Below are 13,900 nucleotides of genomic sequence, written 5' to 3'. Positions count from 1 at the left end.
CGCGCCCTCGCGGCGCCGGTGGAAGCGGGGGGATGCGTCCCTTGCCGAAGAGCGCCCGACCACGAGCCGTCAGAAGGACCCTGAGAGACACGTATGACCACACGACCGCAACGACGACCGATCCCCTGCGACGCCCGCACGACGGAGCTCGTGTGGCGCCACGGCGCCGACATCCTCACGTCCGCGGGGATGGAGGTCGAGCGCCGCTGCCTGCAGCACGGCTCGACGAGCGTCTACGCCCATTCCCTGGCCGTCACCTGCCTCTGCGTCAGCATGGCACGCGCGCTGCGCCTGCCCGTCCACGAGCGAGCGCTGGTGCGCGGGGCGCTGCTGCACGACTACTTCCTCTACGACTGGCACGAGCGCGACGCGTCCCATCGCCTGCACGGCTTTTGGCATCCCCGCCGCGCCTGCGCCAACGCGATGCGCGACTTTGGCCTGGAACCCCTCGCCAAGGACATGGTCCTTCGCCACATGTTTCCCCTCACGCCGCTGCCTCCCGCCCATCGGGAGGGGTGGCTCCTCTGCGTGGCGGACAAGTGCGTCGCCATGCGCGAGACCCTTGCCGGGCTCGCGGGGGGGCGCAGGCCCACTCGCGACGGGTCCGCCCGTGCCTAGCGCGACCTCGCCCCTTCATGCGCTGGCCCTGCTCTGGCTGCTCTTTGTCGCCTACAGCTTCCTCGGCTGGGTCGTCGAGAGCGCCTACTGCTCCGTCTCGGCCCGGCGCTTTGTCAACCGGGGCTTTCTCAACGGTCCCTACATCCCCATCTATGGGGCGGGCGCCCTGATCGCCATCCTGCTGCTGGATGACCTCCCGGACGACCTGCTCGTCTTTCTGGCCGGCGGCGCACTGAGCTGCGCGCTCGAATATGTGACCTCGGCCGTGATGGAGCACATCTATCACGCCCGCTGGTGGGACTACTCCGACAAGCCCCTCAACCTGGACGGGCGCGTCTGGGCAGGCGGATTTGTGGAGTTTGGCCTCTGCATGCTCATCGTCGTTCGAGTCCTGCAGCCCGTCGCCCTCTGTGCCCTGGGATCGCTGGGGGAGGGCGCGCGCCTGGCCCTCGCCGTGCTCACGGCGGGCGTCATGCTCGCCGACCTCGTGGTGACGCACCTGGGCATCACAAAGCTGCGCGGCAAGATGGACGACCTCAGGGCCGACGTCACCGAACGGCTCGCCCTGCTGCGCGAGGCGCTTCCCGACCGTCCGGAGCTGACGCTGGTGACCACCTGGGACGACCTCGTCTTTCGCCCGGTCCGCCGTCAGCTTGAGGCGCGGCTGCGCAACGGGGCCCGTCATCTGCGCGGGGCAAAAAGGGAGATCATGGGCGCGCTGGGCGAGCGGGGCGGCGTCGAGGGGCTGTCCCTGCCGCCCTCTCTGGACGAGGCGGCCGAACGCTTTACCGCGCGCCTGAGCTCTCAGGAGTGGCGTCTGCTGAGGGCCTTTCCCCGCATGAGGCCAAGCCATTGGAAGGACTCGCTCGCAGAGCACGTGCGCCGCCTGCGTGACGCGCAGACGCCCCGCCCGCCGCGCTAGGCCTGCGTCGGCAGGTCTCGGAAGTGGAAGGCGCTCGCGCCTCGCGCGTAGTCGCCCACGACCTGGCCCGAGCCCCTGAGCTGATACTTGTAGGTCATGAGGCCCTCAAGCCCCACGGGCCCGCGGGCATGGAGCTTACCCGTGGAGATGCCCACCTCGGCGCCGAAGCCGTAGCGGAAGCCGTCCGCGAAGCGGGTCGAGGCGTTGTGGTACACCCCCGCGGAATCCACCAGGCGCAGGAAGGTCTGCGCTGCGGCCTCGTCCTCGGTGATGATGGCGTCGGTGTGATGGGACCCATGCCGGTTGATGTGGTCGATGGCCTCCCCCAGGGAGTCCACGACCCTGATCGACAGCCTGAGGGCCAGGTATTCCCGGTCCCAGTCGGCCTCGGTCGCCGCGCCGCAGTCGATGATCTTGCGGGTGCGCTCGTCGCCCAAGAGCTCGACGCCCTCGCGGTCGAAGGCCTCCTTGAGGGCGGGCAGGGCACGCACGGCGACGTCCCGGTGGACAAGGAGCGTCTCGACGGCGTTGCAGGCGGCCGCGTACTGCACCTTGGCGTCCACGCAGATGGGCACCGCCTTGCCGAGGTCTGCGACGGCGTCCACGTAGACGTGGCAGATGCCGTCGGAGTGGCCCATGACGGGAATCCTGGTGTTTTCCATGATGTGGCGGACAAACGCGTTGGATCCCCGAGGAATGAGCAGGTCAACGAGGCCGACGCAGCCCAACAGCTCGTCAACCTGCGCGTGCGACTCCGCCAGGGCGAGACAGTGCTCGGGAAGGCCCGCCGCCACGGCGGCCTCATGGATGAGCGCAAAGAGGGCGCGGTTGGAGCGGGCCGTCTCGGAGCCTCCCTTGAGGATGGCGACGTTGCCGCTCTTGATGCAGAGGGCGGAGATCTGCACGAGCGCGTCGGGGCGCGCCTCGAACATGACGCCGATGACGCCGATGGGAACGCTCACGCGCCTGAGCTCGAGGCCGGCGTCCAACTCGCGGTCAAGGAGCACCCTGCCCACGGGGTCCGGCAGGCCGAGCAGGCCGTCGATGCCGGCACAGACGTCCGCGAGCTTGTGCTCGTCAAAGCGCAGGCGCAAAACGACCGCAGGGTCCATCCCCTGCCGCTCGGCGGCGGCGAGGTCCTCGGCGTTGGCCGCGAAGACCTCGTCCTTGCGGGCGAGCAGTGCGGCCTTGACGCGCCTGAGGGCGTCGTTCCTCTGTGAGGCGGACGTCGCCGCCATCTGTGGTCCCTCGAGCTTCATCCGCTCGACGCGCTGCCTGATGCCTTCCTCCGTCATGGCTGCCCTCCTCGTCATGCCCGCCGGCCCGCCGCGGCGGGCATGCCCGCAGCGGCATCGGCGCGACTGTCGTATGCTGTGGTGATGGTACCCAACCGGGGCGTCCCGCGTGCGAGAGGCATGGCAGGCTCGCCTCCTTGCGCCCGCTCGTCCACCTGGAGGCACATGTCTGTCACACCCATCCCCCACCGGCCCAGCCAGCGCGAGCTCATGGCTGCGGGAAGCTGGTATGACGCCAACTTCGATGCCGATCTAGTGGCGGAACGACGACGCATGGAGGGACTCTGCCACCGCTTTAACTCCGCGGTGCCCCATAGCGACGATCAGGTAGCGGCCCTTCGCGCCATCTTGGGAGACCCCCTTCCCGAGGGCCTCGAGCTGCTCGCGCCAGTCTGGTTTGACTACGGAGGCAACACGCATCTCGGCACGGGCTGCTTTGTGAACCATGGCTGCTATTTCATGGACGGCGCACCCATCGATGTCGGTGACCATGCCTTCATCGGCCCCGGCTGCAAGTTCTGCACGGCCACGCATCCCCTCGACGCCTCCCGACGCAACGCCGGAATCGAGAGGGCGCTGCCCATCTCCATCGGGAGGGACTGCTGGATCGGCGCCTCCGTCACCATCCTCGCCGGCGTGACGATCGGCGCGGGCTGCGTCATCGCCGCAGGCTCGGTCGTGACGGCAGACGTTCCCCCACGCTCGTTGGCGGCCGGCGTGCCCGCTACGGTGAGGAAAAGCATCGTACAATAGGTGCGTCCCTCTCGCCCCGCTTTTTGACCCCGCTGGCCAGGAAGCCCATCCCAGGAGACCGTCATGACCAGCACACCCCTTGACCTGTCCCGCCCTGACGGCATCACCGACGAGCAGCGCGAGATGCTGCGCAGGCACTACCTCGCCTACGCCAAGGCGGAGAGCGAGCAGGGCCGGCGCCTGAGCGCCGACCTCGCCCGCATCTACGCCGCCGTGGACGAGCTCTGCGCCTCGGAGTCGCTCAGCACGCTCGTGAGCGCCCTGCACACCAGCGCCCACGTGGTGCTGTTCTGCACGGACTCCTCGACGCTGGCGCTGCGGGAGTTCCGGCTGGCCATGCTCTCGGAGGGCACGCTCGTCCGCGTCGTCAGCGAGAGCGCCTCGGACACCAACGGCATCGCGGCCCTGAGCAAGAACGACCTGCTCATCGTCGTGACGACCTCCAACGGCTTCGCCCATCGCCAGCGGGCGAACATCGAGCGCAGCGAGGCCTACAAGGTCATCCTCACGGCCAACGACGACCCCAAGCTGCACGCCGGCTTCGACCGGGTCCTGTCGATCGGCCAGGGCGCCGAGGAGGGCAGCCCCATGCATCGCATCTATGCCACCTATGGGGTCACGTACTTCTTTGACCGGCTCTACACGCTCTACGCGCGCGCCTACGACCCCGCGCTCTAGGTCCGCGCCCTGGCTTACGCGCCACCGACCCGCACGGGCGCGATGTGCGCTGGGCGCCGGCCGCCGCGCGCCTTCTGCTACCTGGGGTCGCCCTCGATCTGGGCGAGAGCCGCGTCGGCTTGCCGGCAGGCCTCCTTGGCGTCCTCGAGGGCCCGGATGCCGTCTTGAACGCGCTGGGCCGCCTCGTCCTTGAGGCGCACCGCCTCCTGCGCGCGAGAGCGCGCCTCGCCGCAAATCCATTCGGCGTCCGAGAGCCCCTTCGCCGCCGCGTCGGCCTTGGCCTGGGCGGCGTTACCCCGGGCGATGGCGTCGTCCAGGAGGGCCTGGACGCGGTCCCTCTCGACCCAGGCATCCGTCGCGAACTTGGCGAGCTTCGCGGCGCTGTCCTGCCGGTCGAGCACCACCTGCTCCTCGCGCCTCTGACGGTCGGCGCACTCCTTGGCGTCCCGCTTCGCCTTCGTGAGCGCCCGTCTCGCCTCCGCGAGCTCCTCCCCGCGCGTCTCGACCCTCTCAGACGACCCACTCCCCTACAATGGGCACATGACATCCCCCATCGTTTGACGGGAGCACCCATGGCTCACCTCAGGCTCGGCCGCACCCTCGTGCTTGCCAACCCAACCGCCCCCACCGGCCAGGGGCGGTAGAGGGGCCAGGCCGCGCGGCGCGCCCGAGAGGCCCGCGCCACGAGCGCGCGCGTGGCGAGGCCGTCCTTCTCGAGAAGGCAGGGAAGCAGCTGAAACAGCTCCTCGCGCCACCAATACCAGTCATGGGACACGTCATAGCCCCAGTACTCAAAGGTCGCGGCGACGCCCTTGGACGTCAGCAGCTCCTCGAGCTCCCGTTGGGTGTCCAGGCCCGTCTCGCTGGGCTCCTGCCCGCACACGAAGGCAAGGGGCAGCTCCCGCAACAGGCGCGTCGCCTTCTTGCGCGGCGTGAGTCCCGCCACGATGTCAAGGGGCGAGAGCAGGCGCCAGTCCTCGTCAAGCTCCTGCCCCAGCAGGCGGCTCACGTCGTAGGTGCCCGAGAGGGCGACGAGGCCCGAGAAGTCCTGGGGACGTCTGAGCACCGCGAGCGTGGCGTTGAGAGCGCCGATGCCGACGCCGGCGGCGATGGGGGGCGTCGGGGCCGTTTCGCCCGAGAGAGAGGCGAGGACGGCAGGAAGGTCCCTCTCGACGAAGGAGAGAAACGCCTGGACGTTCTCGAGCCGGTACGACCCCACGGCGCCCCGCGCATGCCAGGCCTCGTCATCCAGGGAGTCAAAGCAGACCAACTGGACGAGACCCTCGTCCACAAGCCCTGAGAGGGCGTCCACGAGCCCGTTGTTCTCCCAGCTCATACAGGAGGAGTCGCCCTCGGGAAACGCGAGCACCTGTCGGCCGGAGCGGCCGTAGACGACGACGTCAAGATCCCGGTTCGCGGCAGTGGCATGAAGGGTGAGCTCCCGGACGTCCATAGGTCCTCCTCGTGACCGACATGCGGCAGATGCGAATCCCGTCCCATCCGGAATCCTCATGGCAGGCATCGGCCGCTCGTCTCACATTGTACGCGCTTCGGGCAAGATGCCGGGCACCCCGCGCTCTCTCAGACGAGCTTGCCCTGGCAGTGATCGACCATGTGCTGGACCATCTGGGCCGTCCAGCCCGAGAAGTCGCGGATGCGATGCCTGAGCTCGCCGTCCTCAAGCTCGTCGAAGGAAAGCTTCACCTTGGCATAGCGCGTGACCTTGGACACCTCGTCGCGCGTGAGACAGCCCTCCTCGACGCGCTGGGCGCCCAGGCCCATCATGACCCGGGGGTTATAGAGCACGTGGGCGACCTTGTCGTCGTCGAGGTAGACCGCGACCTGCTTGGTCACGCCGATTTGGTTGGCCGCTAGGCAGGCGCCGTCCTCGATGGAGGAGAGGGTGTCGATGAGGTCCTGGGCGACTGCGGCGTCCTGGGCCGTCGCCCGCTCGCAGCGGGCGGTGAGCGTGGTCTCGTCCTTGACAAGGTCCTGTATCACGAGTCTTCCTTTCGGGCCGTGCGCACGCGAGGCTCCCTGACGGTGCGCGGGACGTCGTGGCTAGTGTAGTACAAGCGCCGCCGCGCGAGCGATCCGAGCGGCCGGCATCAGGTGCGGCCGCCACGCGAGACGGCAAAGCGTCCGTGCATGACGATCGTCAGACGGCCGTCACGTCGTCTGCGGCCACAAGGCAGCCGTCCAGATCCTTGATGAGCGCGTCGTGGTCCATGCCCCGCCCGATGAAGCACAGGCGCGTCATGCGGTCTCCCAGCACGGGATCCCAGTCCTTGAGCACGTTGGGATTGGCCTTGAGAAGCGCGTCGAGCTCGTCGGCGGGGGCGGAGGCCATGAAGAGGCCCCCCTCAGTGAGGCTCGCCTGACGGCCCGCCTTCTCAAAGACGTAGCACATGTCGGGGTCCTGGGCGGCCCAAAGCATCCCCTTGACCCGGATGACGGCGGGCGACCAGCTCCTTACGACACCGTCAAGCAGGTCGACGTCAAAGGGGCGGCGCCGCTCGTACATGAAGGTCGAGATGCCGTACTCCAGGACCTCGGGGCTCTCGTGCTCCTCGGGATGCACCATGGCGTCCTGCCACGCCTGCGAGCGATAGGCGGCGTCAAAGTCAAAGCGCCCCGTGTTCAGAAGCTCGCCCACGGGCACGTCCCCCCGCTCGGCCTCGACGATGACCGCGTCCTTCTGCAGGCTGCGGACAAGGGCCCTGAGCTCGGCGAGCTGGTCGGGGCTCACGAGGTCGGCCTTGTTGAGGACGACGGTGGAGCAGAACTCGATCTGCTGGATGAGAAGGCTCTCGACGTCGTCCTCGGAAACGTCCTCGGCAAGCAGGGCGGCGCCGCCGTCAAACTCCTCGAACATGCGGGCGGCGTCGACGACGGCGACGATGTTGTCCAGGGCCAGAGGGGCGCTCTCGCTGGCACCCTGCTTGCAGAAGGCGCTGATCGTATAGGCGATGGGTATGGGCTCGCAGACGCCCGACGCCTCGATGAAGACGTAGTCAAAGATGCCGGCGTCGGCGATGGCGCGCAGCTGGCGGGCCAGGTCGTCGGAGAGCGTGCAGCAGATGCAGCCGTTGGTCAGCGGGATGAGGTCGTCCGTCTCGGAGAGGCCCCCGTCTGCGATGAGGCTGGCGTCCACGTTGACCTCGCCGATGTCGTTGACGATGACGGCGGCGCGAATGCCCTCGTCGTTCTGGAGCAGATGGTTGAGAAGGGTCGTCTTGCCGGCACCGAGATAGCCCGTGAGCAGGATGACCTTGACGGCGTGCGTCTGTGGCATGTGATTCCTCCTGGATGGCGCGAAGGGTGGTTTTGATGACTGTCTGGTGCATTGTAGCCCCGGCCAAAAGGCCCCCTGCCGCAAATCGCGCGCTCGCCCGACTCGCCACAAGGCGCGCGCGAAAAGGCCGCGTCGGGGGCGAGCGGGACGACAAGGGGGAAAGGTCAGCTCACCACGAAGCGCACGGAGTCCAGATGAGGGGCATGTATCCTGATGAGAGCCTCCATCTGGGTCTTGAGTCCCGCGGGCACGTCCTCGTACGTCGTGACCGTGGCCACGGTCCTCTCCGTGACCGCCTTTGACCCGGGCGCGGACTCCCTCTCGACGCCCACCCGATAGCTGACGAGGTCGGGGCAGACCACGGACAGCTCCCGCGTCGTCACGCCCACGCCAAACTGGTCCGTCTTCTGGAACACCGACCCGTCGTTCTGCGCCATCGTGTCTCGCACGACGTTGGAGCTCACGAAGACGGCGGGCACGGCAAGGAGCAGGGTCGCGACGGCAAGACGGACCCTCATGCGTCGAGACCGCCGCGTCGCCTCATGGCTCTCCTCCGCGGTCACCACGCCGTCGCCGTTGAGGTCCCTGAGCAGGGGAACGCGCAGCAGCACCAGGACGACCTCCGCCGCGAGCGAGATGAACACCACGTTGATGACGAACTCGTAGAGCGCCGGCAAAAACGTGCCGAGGTCACGCGCGGCGATGCCGTAGCCCGCGGCGCACAGCGGCGGCATGAGCGCCGTCGCCACGGCCACGCCGGCGATGAGCGTGGAGGGCTCCTGCCTCCTGGAGTTGCCCAGACCTCCCGCGAAGCCGCCGGCGAGGGCCACGAGAATGTCCCAGACCGTGGGGCTCGAGTTTGCCACGAGCTCGTTGGTCTGGTTGGAGAGCGGCGAGACGACAAAGTAGAGGGCCGAGGTCACCAGGCAGATGACGACCTGGATCATCAGACCCAGGATCGCGTCGCGCAGCAGCCGGCGGTCCATCGTCGCCACGGAGTACGAGATGGCGAGCACCGAGCCCATGAGCGGGCAGATGAGCATGGCCCCGATGACGGCCTCAGTGGAGTCGGTGTTGAGGCCGACCGACGCGATGAGCATGGCGACGATGAGGATGCACAGGTGCGGGCCGTCCAGGCGAGAGCCGCTGACGAAGCGCTCGCGGATGGTGTCAAAGCTCGCCCTGCCCTCGCGCACGTCAAAGAGGCCCCTGAGCGCTCGTCCAAGGGGACCCAACGCGCCGGGTCGCACCTGCGCGCCCTCCGAACCAGACATGTGCCTCCGCCCCATGCTCGACCAACCGGACAGACCCATTCTAGCCGAGTGACGCCCCACGACGCCGCCTACGTGCTACAGTGGGGACAAGAACGCGCTGTGACTGACGGAGATTCGTGGGACACCACGGTGGAGCAGCGCAGACATGACCTGCCGACCGTCTGGGCACGCATCCCTCGCCAGAGGGGGGGCGTGCCTTCTGCGTCAGGGCCAGAGGGCATACGACCAAGGAAGGGACGGCACCGTGCAGGACCTGTGCAAGCTCTTGAGGGGCAACCCCTACCCCGGGCGCGGCATCGTGGTGGGCAGGGGGTGCGCCTACTACTGGATCATGGGGCGCAGCGCCAACAGCCGCAACCGCGTCTTCACCCTCACCGAGGACGGCATCCGCACCGAGGCGCATGACCCCGGCAAGATGGAGGACCCCAGCCTCATCATCTACCACCCCGTCCGGCGCATGGGCGGCGACCTCGTCGTCACCAACGGCGACCAGACGGACACCATCGTCCAGGCGGGCGGCCTCTGGGCCGGATGCCGGACGCGCACGTACGAGCCGGACGCCCCCAACTTCACCCCGCGCATCAGCGCCGTCATCCACGAGGACGGCGGCTTCGAACTCGCCATCCTCAAGCGCGACCCCGCCTCGGCCTCAGGGCGCTGCCTGCGTGAGCTCTTCTTCTATGAGGCGGCCGACGAAGGCGTGGGCTACTTCGTCAGCACGTATCAGACGGACGGTGACCCACTTCCGAGCTTTGCCGGCGAGCCCGTGGCCGTGACGCTTCCCTCCCCCGACGAGCTCTGGGACGCCCTCGACGAGGACAACAAGGTCTCGCTCTACGCCAACGTCAGGGGCACGGTGACGCTCTACAACAAGAACCTCGGCGACTAGCGGCCCGGCTGCGCGGGACACGTCCGCGCAGCGGCCCCGGCCGCCTCGTGCCAAGCCAGCCACCACGCATCAAGGAGAGAGGCACCATGAACGAGCTCGAGCTCAAGTACGGCTGCAACCCCAACCAGAAGCCCTCCCGCATCTTCATGAGGGATGGGTCCGACCTGCCCGTGACGGTGCTTTCCGGCCGGCCCGGCTACATCAACTTCCTGGACGCCCTCAACTCCTGGCAGCTCGTGCGGGAGCTCAGCGAGGCCACCGGCCTTCCGGCCGCGGCGTCGTTCAAGCACGTCTCGCCCGCCGGCGCCGCCGTGGGCACGCCCCTCTCGGACGTGGAGCGCCAGGTCTACTTCGTGGATGACGAGGGCGAGCTCTCGCCCATCGCCTGCGCCTACATCCGCGCGCGCGGCGCCGACCGCATGAGCTCCTACGGCGACTGGGCCGCCCTTTCCGACACCTGCGACGCCCGCACGGCCCGCTACCTCAGGCACGAGGTCTCGGACGGCGTCATCGCGCCCGCCTACACGGACGAGGCGCTCCAGATCTTGCGCGCCAAGAAGGGCGGGCGCTACAACGTCGTTCAGATCGACCCCTCCTACCGCTGCGCGCCCGTCGAGCAGAAGGACGTCTTCGGCATCACCTTCGAGCAGGGTCACAACGACTTTCGCATCGACCGCGAGCTGCTTGGCAACGTCGTGTCCGCCTCGAAGGACCTGCCGGAGGCCGCCAAGGTGGACATGATCGTCTCGCTCATCACGCTCAAGTACACGCAGTCAAACTCGGTCTGCTACGTCAAGGACGGCCAGGCCATCGGCGTGGGAGCGGGCCAGCAGAGTCGCATCCACTGCACCCGCCTGGCCGGCGACAAGGCGGACACCTGGTGGCTGCGCCGACACCCCAAGGTGCTGGGCCTGCGCTTTGTGGAGGACATCCGCCGCGCCAACCGCGACAACGCCATTGACGTGTACATCTCGGACGAGCACGACGACGTGCTGGCCGACGGCGAGTGGCAGAAGTGGTTTGCCCAAAGGCCCGACCCCCTCACCCGTGAGGAGAAGGCCGCCTGGGTCGCCACGCAGACGGGCGTGACCCTGGGATCCGACGCGTTCTTTCCCTTTGGCGACAACGTCGAGCGCGCCCACAAGAGCGGCGTGAGCTACATCGTGGAGCCCGGCGGCTCCATTCGCGACGACAACGTGATCGAGACGGCCGACAAGCACGGCATCGTCCTGTGCTTCACGGGCATGCGACTCTTCCATCACTAGGACGCAAGGAGGACGGCGCGCCAGACGTCAGCCCAGGGCGCCGCGCGACGTCCTCCTGTGCCATACTGCCGTCAGAGGACGCCCGTCAGAGAACACCGGCAAAGGAGCGACGTGCCCACGAGCGCCACAACACGACAACGACAGATTCGCCTCGTCTGCGGCCTGGGAAACCCCGGGCCGCAGTACGAGCACACCCGTCACAACGTTGGGTTTGTCACGATTGACGTGCTGGCCGGGCGCTCGGGCGTCACGTTCTGGAAGAGCGAGTCGGGCTGCCTCACCTGCCGCGTCACCGTGACGGGCGCAGATGGCGCCGCGCGCGAGGTGGTGCTCGCCAAGCCCCAGGACTACATGAACACGAGCGGCGGCCCCCTCTCAAAGCTCATGCGCCAGCTGAGAATCGCGCCCCAGGAGCTGCTCGTCGTCCACGACGAGGTCGACCTTGCCGCAGGGGAGCTGCGCGTCAAGCTCGGCGGAGGCCTCAACGCCCACAACGGCCTGCGCTCCATTGCCGACAAGCTGGGAACGCGCGACTTTGCGCGCCTGCAAGTGGGCATAGGGCGCCCGCCCGGGCGCATGCAGGTGGCCGACTACGTGCTGCGCCAGCTCAAGGGAGGCCTTCGCGACGAGCTTTGCCTCAGCTGCGAGGACGCCGCGAGCCTGTGCGAGCGCTGCCTGACGCGGGGCGTCGAGGCGACGCGCTCATGAGAGCCTCCAGCCGTTGCGCGCCGACGGGTCGTTGACGTCGGCGACGCGTGACATGGGTGGGAGGCCGCAGCGCACGCCGCGCGGGCCGTCTTCTGGGCCTGAGGGCGGCGGCGCCGCGCACCTATACGTTTGAGGGCGGCGTCGCCACGCGCCTATAGGTTTGAGAGGCCGGAGGAGACAGACCTATGGGTTTGAGGAATCGTCGCGGCGTTTGCCCAGGTAGGAATTCCCCTTTTTCCTCAAACCTATAGCTCTGCACGGGAGAGGTCCTCAAACTTATAGGAACCCGCGCACTACATCCGCAAACCTATTGGAATCCGTGCGCGTCGTCCGCGAGCCTATAGGAACCGGTAGGAGCCCGCGCGCGGGGCCCGCAGACCTATGGGAATGTCCCCCGACGCCAGGTCGGAGACCCCCGCCGCAGGCCCGGGCCTGTCTCCTATACACCTCTCGATGTNCCAAGCCCCGCTTTGATGACCAGGGTGGTGTCGAGGCCCCCGAGAAGCACGAACAGGTCCCTTCCCGAGAAGGGCAGCTCCTCGAGGGTGAGGGCCCCCAGGTCAACCGAACGCTTCTTGAACAATGACATGTACTGTCCTCTCTTGACCGAAATCCTTGGGGGGAGTCCATGCGACCTTTCTTGGCCCCGCCCGACCTCGCCTAGCGGCCTTTGAAGAACTTCCCGATGGCACGCATGCCCTGGGCCACCTTGTTGGTCGCCTTCTGCTGCCAGCCGCTCTTCTGGAACCAGTCCGCAGCCTTGCCCAAGTTTTGTATAATAGACAGCTTCCCATCCGTCGCCGCAAGGCGCAGGCGACGCCCCGGCAGGTGACGGCTAGTCGTGCGTGCCCCGCATGCCTCCCGCATCCTCGCCGTCTGGCGAGGGCGTCTCGGGCGAGGGCGCGGAGGCTCCCCTTCTTGCCGCCGCACGCTGCTCGTCCTTGCGGGCGCTCGCCGCAGCGATAAGGCCGATGAGGGAGCCGCCGACCACGGCCACCAGCACGGTGCCCACCAGAATGATCACAATCATGAGCGGGAGCTTAGTCCAGTCCATAGATGCCCCTCTCGACGTCTCGCGACCTCATGTGCCTGACATCATACCAGCGCAAGATGGCTCCCATCCACGAGCGCGCCCTGCTCGACGAGGGCGCGGACCGTCTCGTTGGGATTGAGCTGCCCGCCCCGCACGGGCAGCTCATCCAGGTACATGAGGTCGACGTCGTCGGAGGCCTCGTAGAGCGCCGACTCCGTCGTGGCGAGTATGCCCGACATGAGCCGGGCCGCCGCCTCCACCGTCAGGCACAGCGGCACGCGAAACTCATAGCTCCTGCCGGTGGCGGGGAGCGTCACCGAAAGCAGGACCTTGTCAGTCATCGTCTCTTGCCTCGGCCTTCTGGCGGCCGGCGGCCTCGGCGTCGTCCTTGGCCTTTGAGAACGACTCCTGCGTCGCCTCGAGGGCGGCCACCCAGTGCTCCTCGAGGACGCCCTGAAGGCCCACGAAGACCACCCCGTCAATGGAGTCGCGGTCAAACAGCACGTCGTCGCCGGGCTTGAGGAAGCCGGTGGGGTGATTGAGACCCACGTACTCCCACAGGTGTCCCGTCTCGACGTCCTGCTGCATGTAGCCGGCAATCACCACCAGCTCCTCCTTGCCGTCCACGTGCACGACGGAGCCGATGGGCAGCCACTGGTTGGTCGTAAGCATAGGTCGCTCTCCCCTATTCGTCGCTGGCGCTCAGGTAGTTTGAATACGCCTCGTTGTAGGATGCCTGGTAGCTGCTCGCCCAGCCGTTGAAGTAGCTGACGTTGCCATTGGCCGTGTTAAGCTGGGCCGTCACCTCGGCGATTCGCTGCTCGAGACGGGCTATCACGTCGTCGATGGCCCCGTTTGCGTCTTGGATCTGTCCCGCGTTGGGCTTGGCGATGTCCTTCGCCGCCTCGGTGCAGGAGCTGCACTCGAGCGCCGAGGCCGCCATGGATCCAAGGCTTCCCAGGGCGCGTATTACGTCGTCGTTGGACGGGCCCAGCTTTCCGCAGGCGGCCTTCACGCGCCGAGCGATGGCCAGCTGCTCCTTGAGCTCCTTGAGCTGGGCCGAGAGAGCGGCGGCCTTCTGGGACCACTGGCTGGCGTTCGTCTGGCACCAGTCAACCTTGCCGCGATAGTAGTTTGCCTGGCTGCGCCAGTATTCCTTGCTCATCGATC

General features: G+C 67.7%; 17 protein-coding genes and 1 riboswitch. Of the genes, 7 read left to right on the top strand and 10 right to left on the bottom strand.

The annotated features are described in order from the left end of the window. The first annotated feature begins 93 nt into the window (after nt 1-93). Nucleotides 94-618: an HD domain-containing protein gene (locus tag BN3001_RS07515; RefSeq protein WP_058271129.1), complete on the top strand. Its 525-nt coding sequence runs from the start codon at nt 94-96 to the stop codon at nt 616-618. Further along, complete coding sequence (locus BN3001_RS07510; RefSeq protein WP_058271128.1) at nt 611-1,540, top strand: putative ABC transporter permease; 930 nt, start codon at nt 611-613, stop codon at nt 1,538-1,540. Before BN3001_RS07515 ends, BN3001_RS07510 begins: the two co-directional genes overlap by 8 nt. Here the strand turns inward: BN3001_RS07510 and BN3001_RS07505 are convergent. Next, nucleotides 1,537-2,835, bottom strand: coding sequence for a glutamate-5-semialdehyde dehydrogenase (locus BN3001_RS07505; protein ID WP_058271127.1), 1,299 nt, complete (start codon nt 2,833-2,835; stop codon nt 1,537-1,539). The two genes, BN3001_RS07510 and BN3001_RS07505, sit on opposite strands and share 4 nt — an antisense overlap. A gap of 165 nt (nt 2,836-3,000) precedes the next feature. Between BN3001_RS07505 and BN3001_RS07500 the strand changes: the two genes are divergently transcribed. Next, on the top strand, nt 3,001-3,588 hold the full coding sequence (locus tag BN3001_RS07500) for a sugar O-acetyltransferase (RefSeq protein ID WP_058271126.1): 588 nt from the start codon (nt 3,001-3,003) through the stop codon (nt 3,586-3,588). 63 nt (nt 3,589-3,651) lie between these two features. Beyond that, the gene (locus BN3001_RS07495; protein WP_058271125.1) at nt 3,652-4,266 is read left to right on the top strand and encodes a hypothetical protein; all 615 of its coding nucleotides are present in this window, start codon (nt 3,652-3,654) and stop codon (nt 4,264-4,266) included. A gap of 77 nt (nt 4,267-4,343) precedes the next feature. On the opposite strand, the gene BN3001_RS07490 is transcribed toward BN3001_RS07495, so the two are convergent. The 5 genes from BN3001_RS07490 to BN3001_RS07470 all read right to left on the bottom strand — a co-directional run bounded on the left by BN3001_RS07490 (nt 4,344) and on the right by BN3001_RS07470 (nt 8,835). Further along, nucleotides 4,344-4,667, bottom strand: a complete 324-nt coding sequence (locus BN3001_RS07490) for a hypothetical protein (protein WP_058271124.1) — start codon at nt 4,665-4,667, stop codon at nt 4,344-4,346. Nucleotides 4,668-4,843: 176 nt separating this feature from the next. Next, the gene (locus BN3001_RS07485; protein ID WP_058271123.1) at nt 4,844-5,719 is read right to left on the bottom strand and encodes an alpha/beta hydrolase-fold protein; all 876 of its coding nucleotides are present in this window, start codon (nt 5,717-5,719) and stop codon (nt 4,844-4,846) included. Nucleotides 5,720-5,847: 128 nt separating this feature from the next. Beyond that, a complete protein-coding gene (locus BN3001_RS07480; protein WP_058271122.1) occupies nt 5,848-6,267 on the bottom strand; it encodes a peptide deformylase in 420 nt (139 codons plus the stop codon). 157 nt (nt 6,268-6,424) lie between these two features. Then, nucleotides 6,425-7,561 (bottom strand): CobW family GTP-binding protein, encoded by a 1,137-nt coding sequence (locus BN3001_RS07475; protein ID WP_058271121.1) that lies wholly within the window; start codon nt 7,559-7,561, stop codon nt 6,425-6,427. A gap of 164 nt (nt 7,562-7,725) precedes the next feature. Next, on the bottom strand, nt 7,726-8,835 hold the full coding sequence (locus tag BN3001_RS07470) for a DUF389 domain-containing protein (RefSeq protein WP_058271120.1): 1,110 nt from the start codon (nt 8,833-8,835) through the stop codon (nt 7,726-7,728). An 89-nt stretch (nt 8,836-8,924) separates the two neighbouring features. Then, a riboswitch (ZMP/ZTP riboswitch) is annotated at nt 8,925-9,009 on the top strand. Nucleotides 9,010-9,079: 70 nt separating this feature from the next. Here BN3001_RS07470 and BN3001_RS07465 point away from each other — a divergent pair. The 3 genes from BN3001_RS07465 to pth all read left to right on the top strand — a co-directional run bounded on the left by BN3001_RS07465 (nt 9,080) and on the right by pth (nt 11,697). Beyond that, on the top strand, nt 9,080-9,724 hold the full coding sequence (locus BN3001_RS07465; RefSeq protein WP_058271119.1) for an IMP cyclohydrolase: 645 nt from the start codon (nt 9,080-9,082) through the stop codon (nt 9,722-9,724). An 86-nt stretch (nt 9,725-9,810) separates the two neighbouring features. Next, nucleotides 9,811-10,989 (top strand): phosphoribosylaminoimidazolecarboxamide formyltransferase, encoded by a 1,179-nt coding sequence (locus BN3001_RS07460; protein ID WP_058271118.1) that lies wholly within the window; start codon nt 9,811-9,813, stop codon nt 10,987-10,989. Nucleotides 10,990-11,100: 111 nt separating this feature from the next. Continuing rightward, on the top strand, nt 11,101-11,697 hold the full coding sequence (pth, locus tag BN3001_RS07455) for an aminoacyl-tRNA hydrolase (protein ID WP_148362974.1): 597 nt from the start codon (nt 11,101-11,103) through the stop codon (nt 11,695-11,697). 835 nt (nt 11,698-12,532) lie between these two features. On the opposite strand, the gene BN3001_RS07450 is transcribed toward pth, so the two are convergent. The 4 genes from BN3001_RS07450 to BN3001_RS07435 are packed head-to-tail and all read right to left on the bottom strand — an operon-like array spanning nt 12,533 to nt 13,895. Then, nucleotides 12,533-12,751 (bottom strand): hypothetical protein, encoded by a 219-nt coding sequence (locus tag BN3001_RS07450; RefSeq protein ID WP_058271117.1) that lies wholly within the window; start codon nt 12,749-12,751, stop codon nt 12,533-12,535. 41 nt (nt 12,752-12,792) lie between these two features. Next, nucleotides 12,793-13,071, bottom strand: coding sequence for a hypothetical protein (locus BN3001_RS07445; RefSeq protein WP_058271116.1), 279 nt, complete (start codon nt 13,069-13,071; stop codon nt 12,793-12,795). Then, entirely contained in the window at nt 13,064-13,402 is a 339-nt protein-coding gene (locus BN3001_RS07440) for a DUF4176 domain-containing protein (protein ID WP_058271115.1), read from the bottom strand. The genes BN3001_RS07445 and BN3001_RS07440 overlap by 8 nt, the downstream gene beginning before the upstream one ends. A 13-nt stretch (nt 13,403-13,415) precedes the next feature. Beyond that, nucleotides 13,416-13,895, bottom strand: a complete 480-nt coding sequence (locus BN3001_RS07435) for a hypothetical protein (RefSeq protein ID WP_058271114.1) — start codon at nt 13,893-13,895, stop codon at nt 13,416-13,418. Nucleotides 13,896-13,900 lie beyond the last annotated feature (5 nt).

This window comes from Olsenella massiliensis (assembly GCF_001457795.1).
GTDB classification, from domain to species: domain Bacteria; phylum Actinomycetota; class Coriobacteriia; order Coriobacteriales; family Atopobiaceae; genus Olsenella_F; species Olsenella_F massiliensis.
This window is presented reverse-complemented; position numbering and strand designations above follow the sequence as displayed.